This window comes from Proteiniphilum sp. LBM24028 (genome assembly GCF_056629195.1).
The window spans coordinates 3743983-3758251 of sequence record NZ_CM152817.1 but is presented as its reverse complement, the minus strand read 5'-3'; the positions used below and the strand labels follow the sequence as shown (position 1 = coordinate 3758251).

The window sequence follows — 14269 nt, the reverse complement described above, 5'->3', positions numbered from 1 at the left end:
CCCTGCGGTATCTACATATCTGTCCACAAACTACCTTTTGGGCGTTACAATGATGTGGTTGCTTACCCAAGACAATTATGCCTCATATACCGTTTCTGTTCGTCAGTACCGGATTTTGCAGTCTCGCTTCCTTCACTGCTGTCGTCACCAACAACCAGCTTGCGACTTGCTAATGCTTCGGGCACGACCCCGTGCATAAGGGACTTGCACCCCCTGGAAAAATACACCTGCTTAGAGCATTGTTTAACCAAAATTATTTGTAATTTTGAAATTTTACTGTTGCTTGCAGCAGGTGCGCTCTGCTCATGCAGGGCGCACACACGCGGTTATAAAACATTGGGGCTAAGTGGTTATTCGAGCCTCGGTTCTCGCATCAAGGTTCGGTGCACCTTGATAGTGAAGTAGCTCCGAAATCCCCAACGTTTCATACCGCCAAACCGTTATGTGCAAATATAAATGACGACCACAACCAACATATATGAAACAGAAATCAAAGACGAAGAAGACTTTGTTGAACTTGCTTTGACTTTTGGAACACCAATAAAATCAAGACAAAGTGGTAGTTTTATTGACACTTTAACGGCAGTTGAATCTAACCAAGTAGAAAAAGATTCACTATCTAAAAGATACGGACTTGAGGAATTTCCAATTCATACAGACTGTGCTTATTTGAAAATTCCTCCAAAATACATTTTACTACGATACATAGGAAGTATTGAAAATCCAACACCCACTGTCATAGTCCATTTCGACAAGTCAAAACTCTCTGATGGAGAAATTGACTTTATTCAAAAGACCATTTGGTTTGTAAAAAGTAAAGATGTCGGCTTTTATTCTCCGATTTTAAAAGATGGTATTTTAAGGTACGACAAGGAAGTAATGAAAATGGCAAATCCTGCAGAGGACAAAATGATTGATATTCTTGCCAAAATGGACAAAACAGAAATTCAATGGTATAAAAACAAGGTCGTTGTTATTAATAATCACAGAGACTTACATTTTAGACCAAAAATAAAGATGGAAGAAAACAACAAAAGAATTTTACAACGAATAAACATAGTATGATAAATTCAGATTGGTCTTATGACTCATTGTTCGCAAAAGGACAAGTATATATGGAAAGAGCTTTTCTTGCAGACCGCAATAGTTCTCTATTCCCATTTTGGGCGAGTTTAGGACTTGAACTAATTGGAAGAGCCACCTTGTCTAAAATCCACCCAGCACTAATTTCCGACCCGAGAGAGGGTCACAATATTTTACACGCTTTCGGTTACGGTTCAAGTAAAGAACCTCCCAAAACAATTGGTGCAAAAACAATTTTTTTAAGATTACAAATCATTGTTCCTGACTTCACTCCAAGTGACGAAAAATTTTGTCAGTCCTTTATTAATATGCGAAATGAAGAACTCCATACAGGAACTCCAATATTTGAAGACTACCCTACAAATTCTTGGTTAACTAAATTTTACAAAGCAATTAAAATACTTCTTCAATTTCAAGGCAAGACACTTGAAGACTTTATTGGTAAGAAAGAGGCAGAAATTGCAGAGGAAATGATAGCGGAATTTAAAGAAGAGTTAATTGCAAAAGTCAATGAAAAAATAAAAAAGTATAGAGATGTATTTAACGATTTAGACAAGAAAGACCAAGAATTAAAAATAGCAAGTTCTCCAAAACTTATAAGTGAATTCGTTCTTAGTGAAAGATTATATGGAAATAGTAAAAAGGTAAAATGTCCTAGTTGTAATAATGATGCTTTACTAATTGGAAAGTTTATCTCACAGTCCGAGCCAAAAGTAAATGTTGATGTTATTACTGTAAGTAACAACATACTTCCAGTAGAGCTAAAGTGCTTCTGTTGTGGCATAAAAATATCAGGAAACGGAGAGCTTTCAGTTGCTAATTTCGGTGGACAGTTTGCAATAGAAAGTGATGTTGACCCTGTTGACTATTATGGAATTGAATATGACCCGATTGAGGAACTAAAAAGCAGAGGTTACGGTTTTGATGACCTTGTAAGCGACTTTCCAGACTTTGACTATGGTAACGACTAAAGGAATATCTGCACATAACAGGCGTTTGGCTCAATGGCGGGTGGCGTGGTTAATTGAACATTCTACCTCGCATCAACTTTTGTGGTGTATTGACAGTTTTGTGCTCCGAAATCCGCCACTGCGCCAAGCGCCAAAACGCTATGCTACTAAACACGAACATACGCTAAGAAATGGAAAACGAAAACGACATATTAAAACGTTATCAACAGCAACAAATTGAAGAACGAATGGAGGAATTAACCAAAAACTCAGCCCTTATTCAATCATTCATTGACTACTGCGAAAGTAAACAAATTAAGTTGACCAAACACAACTTTGATTTTGTTCAGACCATCGGAATTGTTGCAAATTATCAAAATATTGTTCATCTTTTAAATGACAAAATTTCAACCGACAAAGAAGAATTAGTAGAAGTAAGCATTTTAGAAACAGAGTTTAAAAAAGAACGTTTTGCTTCGGGCTATTATTATTCTGACAAATATATGGTAATGGCGCATCCTTATTTCAGGCGAGGACATTATCAAAACAACAATTTTGCACCGCGCTTTATTGACATTTTTTGGGGATACAATAAGGACAACATTAAAAAATACATTGCGATTGACAGCGACAGAGTAAGAATCAACGTTGACAATCTTATGTATAAAGAAGCTGACACTTGGTATGGTGCGAAATTCAAAAACAAAATTTCAGACATTGAAGAAGGAATAGTTAAACTTCGTCCACCACTTGGACTTGAACCGTTTGACATTGAATTCTTTTTTGGTGACACATACTCACTTGACATCAAATGGTCATCTAAAAATGGAATTAAGGTTTTTCAAGTCGAAGAATTTAAAGTGAACAAAAACAGAATAATTAAAAACGGGAACGAATACTATCCAGTAAAATATTTACACGCTGAATTTGACAACAACGCAGGAGCATTCAGACATTTTGACGGTGCTATTCATTTTTACACAGAAGAAGAGTATTATCAAAGGCGCGACAACGATTTTAACTATAACGACAAGAACAGTTTACAATTAAAAACACTTTCACGAAAATTATTTAAGGTAAATGGACAAATAACAATAGACGAGTGGATTAATCTTGTTAGTCATTATTTACAAGGCGACCCACTAATTTTTGAATACTTTGAAGGAAAATTACCTGACAACATAAAAGACACCGTTGACAAACTTATTACACACAGACAAAAAAACCATAGAACTTAACAATTGGGATAAAAAATTACCGAGACAGTCGGTTACTCAAGGGTTGTAGCCTGCTTCAACTTTTATGAAACTTTACAGGAGATCGCCTGCAAGCGACAAATTTTCATTCCCCCAAATGTTAGATATTTATTTTGAGATTGAGATAAATCAAAACAGAGAGGATCACACCAAAGAATAGACCGAAAAGGAAGAGTTTGAGGTTAAGGCCGGTGGAGTTAGTTTTTTCTGAGAGTTGTTTGTTTTCATTTATCAGTTTTTCAACAGTGAGCTGAAGATTGCGGTTTTGTCGGGTGAGGAATTCGTTTTCGATGTTAACGGTTTGAAGCAGGGTTTCATACTCTTTTTTGGTTTGTTCAAGTGTGCTTTTGGAAATGGTTATCACTTCACTTGTGATGGGTGGTTTACCGGTCTGTGGATTCACGGGAGCGGATGTGTCATAAGATATCTGGTGCGTTGAGGTCTCATTTAGCAGGCGGAGGTTTTCATCTCTGAGGCGCTGTAAATCGCTTTGCATGTTTGTGATCAACGTTTCTTTCTTGTAGAGGCTGTCGTTGAGGTTCCAGAGAGCGGTGCTGTCGACTTTGATGGTTGTATTTTCAGAGATGGTATGTTTGGTTTTGCACCCTACCAGGAAGAGGAGTGCTGTTAAGAGAAACAAGATCAGTGGTACAGTTCGGAGTGGTGCAGCAGTAGATCCAAGTCGTGCAGTGTTTTGAGTTGCTGCTGTTCGATGTGATACAGTATTTTGGATTGTACCAATTTGGGGTGTACCAGAATGGGATACAGGTGTATGGAATTCAGCTATATTGGAAGCTGCTGGCTGGGATGCAGACAGTATTTTCATTTCTTTCTTCATAATGCTTTACGGATTGCTTCCAGGAACTTGTAATGGTACCCCGCGATGGTGTGGGCGCTGTCGAGGCCGTTGACTATACGACGGGCACCGAAGGGATCGTCGCGTTGGGGGTTGAAAAAGTTCTCAAGCGAGTAGCCGGTGAAGTCGCCCCGGTTGGATTTGCCCAGGATCATTCCCTCCACCAGGATCTGGGCGGAGATCTCGGGATCGAGCGCGAGCTCGGGTTGTTCCAGGAGCGGTAGGCCCATCAGATCACCCATTCGTTCGTAATTCTCAAACCAGGTGAGCTGGACATCGCCGCGGCCATAATAGATCTGATCCGGCCAGGTATAAATCTGGCCACACTGTTTCATTTTTCTTCCGTAGGATTTACCCCTGCCTTTCCCCCACTCTTCTATTGGTTGCATGGTATGAGCGGTCTCGTGATAGGATGTGGCCAGCATATAAGCTCTCCACCGGTCGTCGGTCACATCAAACTTGTCAAAAGCTGCCAGCTTGTAGAGGATCCCTTCTCGTTGGCGGTTGTTCAATTTCCCGCGGAAGAGCGATCGGTTAATTTCCTGAAAGAATAGTTGCCGGTTCATGATGTTGAGGGATTGAGTTTTGATTCGTTGATGCAGAAGAAAAATTGAAGTGGGTATAGGTTCATTTTGAGTATTCTTTGTATTTATGTTTATGGTTATTCCTCAACTCGTTTGAAAGTACCACGAGGTGGTACCCGGTTCTCACAATCTTCCACCATGCAGTAGTGATCATCCCCATCCTTACGCCATCGGATCTCACGCTCCACCGTTTTTTCGAGACCGGTAATCCGTCTGTGATCTTCCATGATCTGCAACTGGAGCAACGCGATATCCTTTTTCAATTTCTCGTTGATGCCCTCTTTCTCTTTCAGCATCCTCAGCAATTCCTCTGAGTTGGACTTGTTGTAAGAGTTCATCTTCTCCATGTGGGCGACAGTGCGTTCCAGGAGCCCCATCATCTCGGTTGCGGCCAGGGCATCCTCCCGCTTGGCCGATGCTTCGGACTGTGAAGCTTCACTTTGCTTGATCCGTCTGTTTTCCCTGCGGTTAATGATGGAAGAGATCAGTCCCCCGAGGGCACCGCCACCGGCAAAAGAGCCCAGGGTGTAGAGCCAATTAGATGATATGTCAAGCAGTACAAGCATCGGGATAATGAAATTCACTGAAATCGGTAAAAAACCGCTCCATTGCGGAGCGGTTAATGATGGAAAATCATCTGACTTCCTATGCAATCGTCTTTTGTCCGAGGTAAGCACTGGTAGCTACCAGTGAACCATCTTTGGAGACAAAGCCCAGGTAAACCTCAACGTCGTCACCGGTCCAGTTTGCCGGTATCGTCAGCACGTCAGCCTCGGTGGAACGCTCAGCTCCGTTTGTCTTGAAGACAGCCTGACCTTTCGAGATGTTGAATGCCAACGGCATTGCCATGTCGGCACCCAGGGCGTTACTTACCCCACTGTTGTCGGTCCAGGCAAAAGAGATGCTACCTGAAGCAGCGGTTGCAGAAGCATCCTCAGCACCAAGAAGACTGCCTTTGGAGACAAGCGCATTGGGATAATCCAACTCGAAGTCGGGGAACGTGCCCGTTACAGCGTTGCTGACATTGTAGGACATGGCGGCGTTGTAAGCCGACTGCTTGCTGGTATAGGGTTTGAAACCCACGTTGAGATAAGCAACGATTGGCCGGAGGAAATCCAGGGCCACAGAGAATTTCGTCCGTTGGGTCACCTGACCCTCGGTACGAGGATTCTTCACACTTGCGGGAAGGCTTCGAATGTAGTCGATGCCTTTCCAGGACGCACCGACAACAGTTCCCACCTTGCCGGAGAATCCACCTAACACACCTTTTTTAATAGTACCCATGATAGATTGAATTTAAAATGTTAAACATCCAGTTTTTCGAAGTTGATTCGGACTTGGTACGGGCTTGGTACGGTTTATATTCGGATTCAGTATCGATATGAGGTGGTACCGATTGATTGTAATATGTCACCAAACCTGGTATTCTATCCGAAGCACTCCGGGAATAAAATTACGATGAATAATGGATGAACAGTTAACTTAGTGAAGGATACGTTATTATGCATTGTTTTGCAATGTGTTGCCTTGCTGGCTTTCAGTGAAAATCTAACAATACTCTAACGATGCACTAATAAAATCTAATGTTTTTGCATTGTTAGGAACAATCACACAGTACGATTTGGTGCGACGCGACGGTACTATTTTGTCCGACGCTGAGGATCCAGCATAAAGTGTGTGTTACAAATATTTCAGGTCTTAGCAAAACTATATGTTGGCAGTATGATGAAACTATTGCCGAAATATAGTTAGGGATTTCGTTTAGTAATTGGGATAAATAAAGGGAAGGAATAAGTTGAAAACTTAGCGATCAGCAAAGGGTGGCTTTGTAATCGGCAAGGTTTTCCGGTGAAATACGATTTCCGCGGATGCGGAATTGGAGATTTCATCGGAAACCCGGAAGGCTTGACCTTGCAAGATTACAGCGAAAGCCACCGTATCTTTGCGGGGTTTTCATTTATCGAGGAATGAGAAGCGAATTAATCAGAGTAGAGGCAACAATGTGGTTTAATCGATTTTATCGACGTATTTGAATTTCTTACGGCCGTCTTGCACTTCGATCTTCTGGATCTCTTTTAGCGGAATCTGTTTTTGATAATTGATAAATCTTGAACCATCTCCAAATACAATGGCATCCTGAACGTAAATCTGATCAAAGTAAAAATATGTCCGTTTATTATTCTTATCCGTGAAACGGATCTCAATAGATGGACTATTCTTCAACAAGAAAGGATTATTATTTTTGTCGACACATTTTATGTAATCAATAGGGTATGTTTCATAACTCACAACATCTCCCATGGGTCCTTTGGTGTAGACAGTTTTCAACTCGACGGAATCGATGTCTTTCATCTGTTCAGTAAAACTTTCAACAGGAATAAAATAGGTCTTACAACCAGTAAGGATCAGAGAAAATAAAAGCAGGAATAATGATTTCGAGTGTATGGATTTCATGGTTCTAATAGTGTATGTTTTGAACTACAATTATAATTATTTATTTTGAGACAGGAGCTATACAATTTAGAATTTATATCCCGACAGTCAAGATTTCATTTATGTCGGTAGTGAAATGTTTGGAGAGGTGCTCCTGGCGCATTTTGTGTTTGCGTGTGTCTTGTGTGGCGAGACGAACCACATCTTTGTTATATTTCTGGTTCAACCCGTCAATGGCCTTCATCAGTTTTTTATGTCTTGGATCTGAATTGAAAAAGAGTGATGGCTGGAATTCATTGGCATCGACAAAATCCGTCAACATGATCCCACCCCGCTTGAAATAGACGTTATTCTTGTAGATCTGTTTCAATCCGATGTTGGCAAACTTCACCAGCTCCAGCGTTGAGTTGGTCGGAAAAGGCAGTTTTATCAGTATCGATGGGTAATATTGCGTTTCGTGTTCTTTAAATCGGTTTGTTTCAAGAAAAACGACGATCCTTTTGCAAAGTGATCTCTGCTCCCTCAACTTCTCGGCCCCCATGGCCGTGAAAGTAATAATGCGCTCCCGCACCTCATCGAAGGTGCGGAGATCAGTCTCGAAGGTGCGGGTTGTTGCGATGCTCTTTTTCTTCTCCACGGGAAGCATCTCGATAGTCGGGATTCCCTTCAAATCTTTTTGAAGATTTAATCCGACGATCGTCATATTTTTCAGCACCCAGGATTCAGGTAATTGAACAAAATCCAGGGCTTTATTGGCACCAATAGCATATAGTTTTTTCGCATTCCTTCTACCCACACCCCAGATATCCTCCACCTTCAACCATTTGAGGGCTTTGATCCTTTTCTCATCGGTATCGATCACGTAGCTGCCACCGGTCTCTTTTGGAAACTTCTTCGCGATGCGGTTGGCAAGTTTTGATAAAGCTTTTGTCGGTGCGATGCCGATACTGATCGGGATGCCGGTACCCTTTTCGACACGAGACTTCATCTGCAGGCCATATTTTTGCAGATCAACGTTGATATCTTCGAGATTCAGAAAACACTCATCGATGGAATAGATCTCCTGTTGAGGGCTGAAATTGGAAAGCAAGCTCATCACCCGGTGGCTCATGTCACCATAAAGCGGAAAGTTAGCAGAAAACACTTTTACATTATTCCTGCGAAAAACAGACTCATATTCAAACGCCGGAGCACCCATCGGGATGCCCAGACTTTTGGCTTCATTGGACCGGGCAATCACACAACCGTCGTTGTTCGAAAGAACAACGATTGGTTTGCCATTCAGCGAGGGGTTGAAAACCCTCTCGCAGGAGGCGTAAAAGTTATTGCAGTCGATCAGTGCGTACATCAATGTTTGCGAATTGAATATTTGACAATGCCCCAGATGGTCACCCCCTGTTCATAGTTGACCTCGATGAGGGGAAAATCCTGGTTTGAAGGAACGAGGAAACATTTTCCATCTTTCATTTTAATACGTTTCAGCGTGAATTCACCATTGATAAAGCAGAGTGCGATTTTGTTTTCCTCCCACTCCAAACTTTTATCGATGATCAACAGATCCCCCTCGCTGAAATCGTTGCTCATGGAACTGCCAGTCACCCGGGCAAAGAATGTGGTCTCCTTTTGATCGATCAGCAGCTCGTCCAGGCTGATGTAATCGTGAAAGAAATCTTCGGCCGGCGAGGGAAACCCAGCCTGGATATCTCCGATATAGGGATATTTCTGCTCAGAGCTTTCAGGATGAATGAGTTCAATTTTCTGGGTGTTCAGTTCCATTTGCATGGAACAAATGTAAGTTATTTACACTGGATGGGAAGAAAGAATTTCATTAAAAAAGTATATTGTTTAGGTTGAAATATTATTGGTTCAATAAAGAGTACTTAGAAAGAATGTAATTCATGGTTAAGCTTATCAGAGTATCTACTTTGCGAATAATCGCGTCTTTATATTTAATTGAATACCTATGTTTTGACACAATGGATTGAACTACCGCAGTCTTTTAGAACATTTTTATAGCATATTGTACCGATAAATAATAATAATTGTTATTTAATAACAGAATGAAACCCTATATTTGTGAAATTTAATTACTTAAAAAAAATATCATGAAAAAGATTTTATTGATTTTATCGATGATTATTGTTAGTAGTATTGTTAATGCTCAATTTAAACTAACAATCGACGGACTTATCAATGCCGAAGAAAATTCAAAAGCCTACACCGTATGTTCTTTTGATGAAATGAGCAAAGAAAAATTATTCAATAATGTTCTTTCCTTTGTTACTAAATCATATGTTTCGGCGAAAGATGTAGTTAGTAAAGTTGACAATGAGGTGATAACCATTAATGCCTTTCATCCCGAACAGATTAAAGCTAAATTACTAAAATACGACATGAAGTTTGTAATGGTAATTAGTTTTAGAGATAATATGATCAAAATAGACGCACCTACGTTTGAATGTACTTCTGAATTTGATGGAAAGCCATATCGATTGGTTATGCAGGGTTCAAATTGGGGATTGGGAGATGAGGTTACAAATGCTCTATTTAATAAAAATGGAAAACCAAAACTAGAGAAGTCAATAATTGAAATTGAAACATTTTTCAATGTTATTTCAGCCCAAATTTGCAGAGCTGCTAGCGGGATTGACGAAGATGAAGAATGGTGAAGTTTTGTGTTAAATGAGAATGAATCTAAAATTTCGTATAATCATTTGAGAAAGGTGGTTGAAACGCCGTGAACAGGTTATGCAGCCCTGAGCTGGAACGGAGCAAAGGAAAAACTGCGGAGCGCAGCGACGTGTTTTTTCCTTGCGGAGTGACGAGGCGCGAGCCGCAGCGAGAGGAGCGAGGGTGGTGGAAGGAGGGAGCCCGAAGCATGAGGGCGCCTGACGCCTACTGCCCAGCAGGGGTGGCGCACTTTTTGTTTTATGGCAACGGGAAACGGCAATTGCTGAGTGAGTGAGGAAGGTGACAGGGGAAAGGTTTGATGATTTGGCTACAGCATATTAACACCTGACGAACGTAACAAAGCATTTGCCATTAAAAAGCTGAGCTGTGTGAATGAAGTGAACGAAGGAGTTGACGAGCGAAGCATGAGCGAGCATAACGACTGAGTGAGCGAAAATGAACACAGAAAGGGTAAGGTGAGCGAATGGAGCAGGCCGGGTGGTTGTTCGAAACGAAGGATGAGTGACCAGCCACCCGGCCAGCGGAATGAGTGCTGACAGAGCGATGCGGTGTGCGTGCAGTGAGCGCAGGCGATTATCCGACCCGAAGTATGAGGGTCGGTAATCGATGGAGAGAACGAAACACACACGGCAATAGCGGCGGTGGTAATCGCTGGAAGCGATGCGGTGCGAGCGGAGCGAACGGCAGAGGCAGCCTGACCCGAAGCATGAGGGTCGGCTGCCGACAGGAAGAGAGCCGCAGCGAGCAGGGCAGTAACGCGGAGGTGCAGAACCGAGAGAGCGTTGCGATGTGAATGGAGCGAACGCAGGAGCCGGTCCGACCCGAAGCATGAGGGTCGGGCGGAGAGGGAGCGAGCGGAATGAATATGGCAAAGCGACTTGTTTAGAAAGGGAGACCGGTGATGTGGCGGGACGGTAGATTTACAAAAAGTGTGACACCCCGATTAGCCTGAGCGACCCGCAGGCGAGCAAAACAATCAGTGGCGGTTGCCCCCTTTCAAATAATGTATGAGCGAAGCGAATACCTTATTGGGGATTAAAGGGGGCAAGAGTAGCCACGGGTGAGGATTGAGCGAGCGATGTGCAACAAAACAAGCAGCCACGCCACGATGAGCACCAAACGAAGCGAAGCGAGTGTGCAGGAGCGGAAGAGTGAAGTGTGGCTGCGGTGTGTGCAAGGGTGGCGAAAAAATACTACCTTTTGGGAAAGATGAGCCGTAGGCGAATCTCCAAAAGGTGGAGATTTTTTTTAAGCCACTTGCTTGCCCTTGCTCACATGTTTTGTGAACTAAGTGAGCGAATGACGAACACAATATAACCTGTTCCGGTTGGACTTTGAGGTAAGGTATGAGAAACGAGATGGTGATGGACACCACTACTGATTGATAGCCGGGGAGACCGGTACATGATTGGGATGATGTTGGAACCAGGGATATCGGTGGGGAATGGACCGGAGCATGATTGGGATTAAGATGCGAAGACGGACCGTCGGGGGATGTTGAGAGGAACAGAAGTGGGTAGATGGATCCGACTGTCGGTAAGGCAAAAACAGCCTTTGCGGGTAAGAGGAACAGGGGTAAATGGGGGATTGAGAGGTCTATCTGTTTGAAAGTTTGGCGATGTTTGTTTGTACGAATATGGAATTTACAGCCCATGCCTCCCCCATTTGCCTTTGTGACCGAATAATTTGATCAGCGGAATTTGATATTACAATAGATGAATAATTGTCCTGAAGGATTTTGATATGTAAAGGTTGTTTTTGCCGGGGGGATTAACTAGTTGATTTGACAATTACATTGGATCTTTTGTGTTTTTATCCAAGTAAAAATCAATTTACATTACAGTCACTTCAGAATAAATTCGGATTATCAACCCGATCTTTGATACCCGGGTAATTACGATCGACTCTGGAATTTCCTGCAGTCTTGGAAATCTGGTAAGCATCCATTTCTGATTCAGGAAATGGCTTCATCAGGTTATTTATTCTATCAATATCTGTCTCGGGATTGATCCATTCTTTTGTATCCGATTTTGAAAGGATCAGTGGCATTCTTTTTTTGGAATTGTGGATCACCTCCATCATCGGGTTGGCATCCGTTGTTATGATGGAAAAGGTATCAACTATTTCTCCGGTAAGCTTGTTTGTCCATTGATTGTAAATGCATCCGAGGTAGAAAGCCGTATTGTCTTTTGGAAAAATATAATATGGAATTTTGGCGTTACCAACATGCTGCCACTCAAAAAATCCATCCACTACCAATATGGCACGTTGTTTTTTTATGGATGACTTATAAGAAGGTTTCTCGTGAATTGTGTCAGATCTGGCATTCAGCGTTTTTTCCCTGATATCGCTGGCCATCTCTTCGTTAAACACAAAAGAAGGTATCAACCCCCACTCAGAAAGCTCGATTTTACTCTGCTTGATAATAGGTAATTTGGGGTGAGCAAAGCCTGATACAAGGAAATAATCGTCTTCAAAGTTTATTTCACACTGTACACCCTTATTGGAATCTATGTATTTTCGGATAGCCTCCTTTGTTTTATTTTCGACAGAAATGGTGAAACACATATGATTATATTTTTAAGTGATACGAAAGAATAGAAATGATCGCAAATATCAATTATCGTTGAAATAATAGTAAATATACATTCCCAAAAGTAATTAAAATCACACAATTCGCTGGGATAGTCGGATGAATGTTTGAGCTACATCCTTTTCATCGGGAATGGGACGATAAGCCAGGGCGGATAATTCAGACTGGTATTGATCCTTTAACTTGCTCCATAGGGAATCAAAATTGAGAATCAAGGGTGATTCAGCTATGGACCTGCTGGTCCATCCCGTTGGTTCATCGAACATCATCTTGTCGTGTTCCAAAAGAGTGAGAAATTGCTGTTTAAATGTTTCTGACTGAATGCACTGCATACAATCATCATCCTTGGCCAGAAAATACAAATCGTAGAAATGCCTGATCTTGGATGAAAGAGATGGGACGGGGTCCCGGTCCAACGAAAAGCGAATGAGCGATACCAACTTCTCCAAGAGCGTTTGTTCCTTGTTCAGGATATTGATCTCGAAGGGATGAAGCAGATGTTCATCAATGAACAATTGATTATTCGTTTGGTCCAGAAAGTCGAACAGCATGCTTTGAATGATCCGTTTCTGGAAGGGGATCGGGTTCGCGAATGAATTGATCTCGACAATCAGCCGGTTGTTGGGGTCGTTCTTCTGAATGGATGGGTATCTGAAAAGCGATTTCCTGTAGCGGGACCCTTTGCTTGTGATTCCCTCCTCCTGAAATTCTGTAAGCTCTCCTGTTATCTCCTTTTCGAGATGACGAATGATCGTTTTGATTTCATTGCCGGTCTTATGGGTTGTGTTGACAATTGCCAGGTCGACATCTTCCGAGAAGCGGTCAATGAGCCGGTATCCTTTGGAGAGAGATGTTCCACCTTTGAAAACCGCCTCATCGCTGTACTTGCTGCCAGACAATCTTCGCAGGAGCAAAGTAATCCAATAATCCTTCTCCACAAACCCGAGGTTGATCTCCAGATGCTGAGATGCCGCTCTCAGGGTTTGAGAAAAGAGTTGTGAGTCGTGATGCAGATTCATGAGAAATTCCATTTATCGGCTTCCGGGAATTCAATTTTAAGACCCGGCAGCTTGTACTTGGTAAAAGGATTCAAGGAATCGTAAAGCGGCTGGGAAAAAGCATTGGCCTGAATAGTGTCGAGAAGCGTACCCAGTAATGCCCTGGCAGAAGGCGGGTACTTCAAAGCCAGTCGGACCAGTGTAGATTTTTCAGCATCGGAAAGATTCTTGAGAATAACCGAAAGCCGTTTGCCCGATTTTCTGATCGTGGTATCGGGTATCTTTTGGATGTAGCGGATCGCATCCAGGATCTGCAGCAATGGAATGTTCTCTTTGGTGATGATGTTTTTTTGCTTGATGAAAGAAATGGTATATTGGCCTCGTTTGAAAGCGGGACGGACCACATTCTTACCAATCTGGATGACATTGCTGAGCTGCGTGGTTAATCCCAGGCTGTTGTAAATGCTGTAACCGGTGAGGTAGCCAACCATTTTCCCATTCTCTTCAAGCAGATCTTTGACCACCTGTGACCGGTCGGGCTGCAAAGTCCCGAAAGGTGTGGTTTCCGGCTTGAAATACCTGCCCTTAGAAAGCTTGGCAATCTTACCGGCAGCCACCATACGGTTCAATGCTTTGATGATGGCCTCCTTTTGATTCACCTCTGCAGGAAAATCGGCATAGGTGAACACAAATCCTTTTGGAAACCTGTCAATCGTATATGATATATAATCTGTTATTTTCATACAATATTATCTGTGGCAAAGATAATAGATTTGTCCAGTTTTTATGCATAATTACTGGACAATTTATTAATTAATGTATGAG

The 14269-nt window shown here is 42.2% G+C and carries 15 protein-coding genes; 5 read left to right on the top strand and 10 right to left on the bottom strand.

All coding sequences use genetic code 11. From position 1 onward, the window contains the following. The first annotated feature begins 456 nt into the window (after positions 1–456). From AC1HCU_RS15065 to AC1HCU_RS15055, 3 genes are all read left to right on the top strand, one after another. Positions 457–1065, top strand: coding sequence for a hypothetical protein (locus tag AC1HCU_RS15065; protein ID WP_480367326.1), 609 nt, complete (start codon positions 457–459; stop codon positions 1063–1065). Between the two features lie 50 nt (positions 1066–1115). Continuing rightward, complete coding sequence (locus AC1HCU_RS15060; RefSeq protein WP_480367324.1) at positions 1116–2054, top strand: hypothetical protein; 939 nt, start codon at positions 1116–1118, stop codon at positions 2052–2054. 170 nt (positions 2055–2224) lie between these two features. Continuing rightward, positions 2225–3271, top strand: a complete 1047-nt coding sequence (locus tag AC1HCU_RS15055) for a hypothetical protein (RefSeq protein WP_480367321.1) — start codon at positions 2225–2227, stop codon at positions 3269–3271. A gap of 118 nt (positions 3272–3389) precedes the next feature. Here AC1HCU_RS15055 and AC1HCU_RS15050 read toward each other — a convergent pair whose 3' ends face one another. The 7 genes from AC1HCU_RS15050 to AC1HCU_RS15020 all read right to left on the bottom strand — a co-directional run bounded on the left by AC1HCU_RS15050 (position 3390) and on the right by AC1HCU_RS15020 (position 8944). Further along, a complete protein-coding gene (locus AC1HCU_RS15050) occupies positions 3390–4127 on the bottom strand; it encodes a hypothetical protein (RefSeq protein WP_480367319.1) in 738 nt (245 codons plus the stop codon). Next, complete coding sequence (locus AC1HCU_RS15045; protein WP_480367316.1) at positions 4124–4711, bottom strand: glycoside hydrolase family 19 protein; 588 nt, start codon at positions 4709–4711, stop codon at positions 4124–4126. Before AC1HCU_RS15045 ends, AC1HCU_RS15050 begins: the two co-directional genes overlap by 4 nt. 95 nt (positions 4712–4806) lie before the next feature. After that, positions 4807–5295, bottom strand: coding sequence for a hypothetical protein (locus AC1HCU_RS15040; protein ID WP_480367313.1), 489 nt, complete (start codon positions 5293–5295; stop codon positions 4807–4809). Between the two features lie 79 nt (positions 5296–5374). Beyond that, positions 5375–6013, bottom strand: coding sequence for a DUF6266 family protein (locus AC1HCU_RS15035; RefSeq protein ID WP_480367311.1), 639 nt, complete (start codon positions 6011–6013; stop codon positions 5375–5377). 723 nt (positions 6014–6736) lie between these two features. Next, positions 6737–7081 carry a hypothetical protein gene (locus AC1HCU_RS15030; RefSeq protein WP_480367309.1) on the bottom strand — a complete coding sequence of 115 codons (345 nt, stop codon included), beginning with the start codon at positions 7079–7081 and terminating at the stop codon, positions 6737–6739. Positions 7082–7256: 175 nt separating this feature from the next. Next, the gene (locus AC1HCU_RS15025) at positions 7257–8510 is read right to left on the bottom strand and encodes a Y-family DNA polymerase (RefSeq protein WP_480367307.1); all 1254 of its coding nucleotides are present in this window, start codon (positions 8508–8510) and stop codon (positions 7257–7259) included. After that, positions 8510–8944: a LexA family protein gene (locus AC1HCU_RS15020; RefSeq protein ID WP_480367305.1), complete on the bottom strand. Its 435-nt coding sequence runs from the start codon at positions 8942–8944 to the stop codon at positions 8510–8512. The genes AC1HCU_RS15025 and AC1HCU_RS15020 overlap by 1 nt, the downstream gene beginning before the upstream one ends. Before the next feature lie 323 nt (positions 8945–9267). Here AC1HCU_RS15020 and AC1HCU_RS15015 point away from each other — a divergent pair, with 323 nt between their 5' ends. Continuing rightward, a complete protein-coding gene (locus AC1HCU_RS15015; RefSeq protein WP_480367302.1) occupies positions 9268–9831 on the top strand; it encodes a hypothetical protein in 564 nt (187 codons plus the stop codon). Between the two features lie 68 nt (positions 9832–9899). Continuing rightward, a complete protein-coding gene (locus AC1HCU_RS15010) occupies positions 9900–10127 on the top strand; it encodes a hypothetical protein (RefSeq protein WP_480367300.1) in 228 nt (75 codons plus the stop codon). A 1574-nt stretch (positions 10128–11701) separates the two neighbouring features. Here the strand turns inward: AC1HCU_RS15010 and AC1HCU_RS15005 are convergent. The 3 genes from AC1HCU_RS15005 to AC1HCU_RS14995 form a co-directional block, all read right to left on the bottom strand. Further along, positions 11702–12421, bottom strand: coding sequence for an SOS response-associated peptidase (locus AC1HCU_RS15005; RefSeq protein ID WP_480367297.1), 720 nt, complete (start codon positions 12419–12421; stop codon positions 11702–11704). Between the two features lie 99 nt (positions 12422–12520). Next, entirely contained in the window at positions 12521–13465 is a 945-nt protein-coding gene (locus AC1HCU_RS15000; RefSeq protein WP_480367294.1) for a nucleotidyl transferase AbiEii/AbiGii toxin family protein, read from the bottom strand. After that, the gene (locus AC1HCU_RS14995) at positions 13462–14187 is read right to left on the bottom strand and encodes a DUF6088 family protein (protein WP_480367291.1); all 726 of its coding nucleotides are present in this window, start codon (positions 14185–14187) and stop codon (positions 13462–13464) included. Before AC1HCU_RS14995 ends, AC1HCU_RS15000 begins: the two co-directional genes overlap by 4 nt. Positions 14188–14269: the final 82 nt, after the last annotated feature.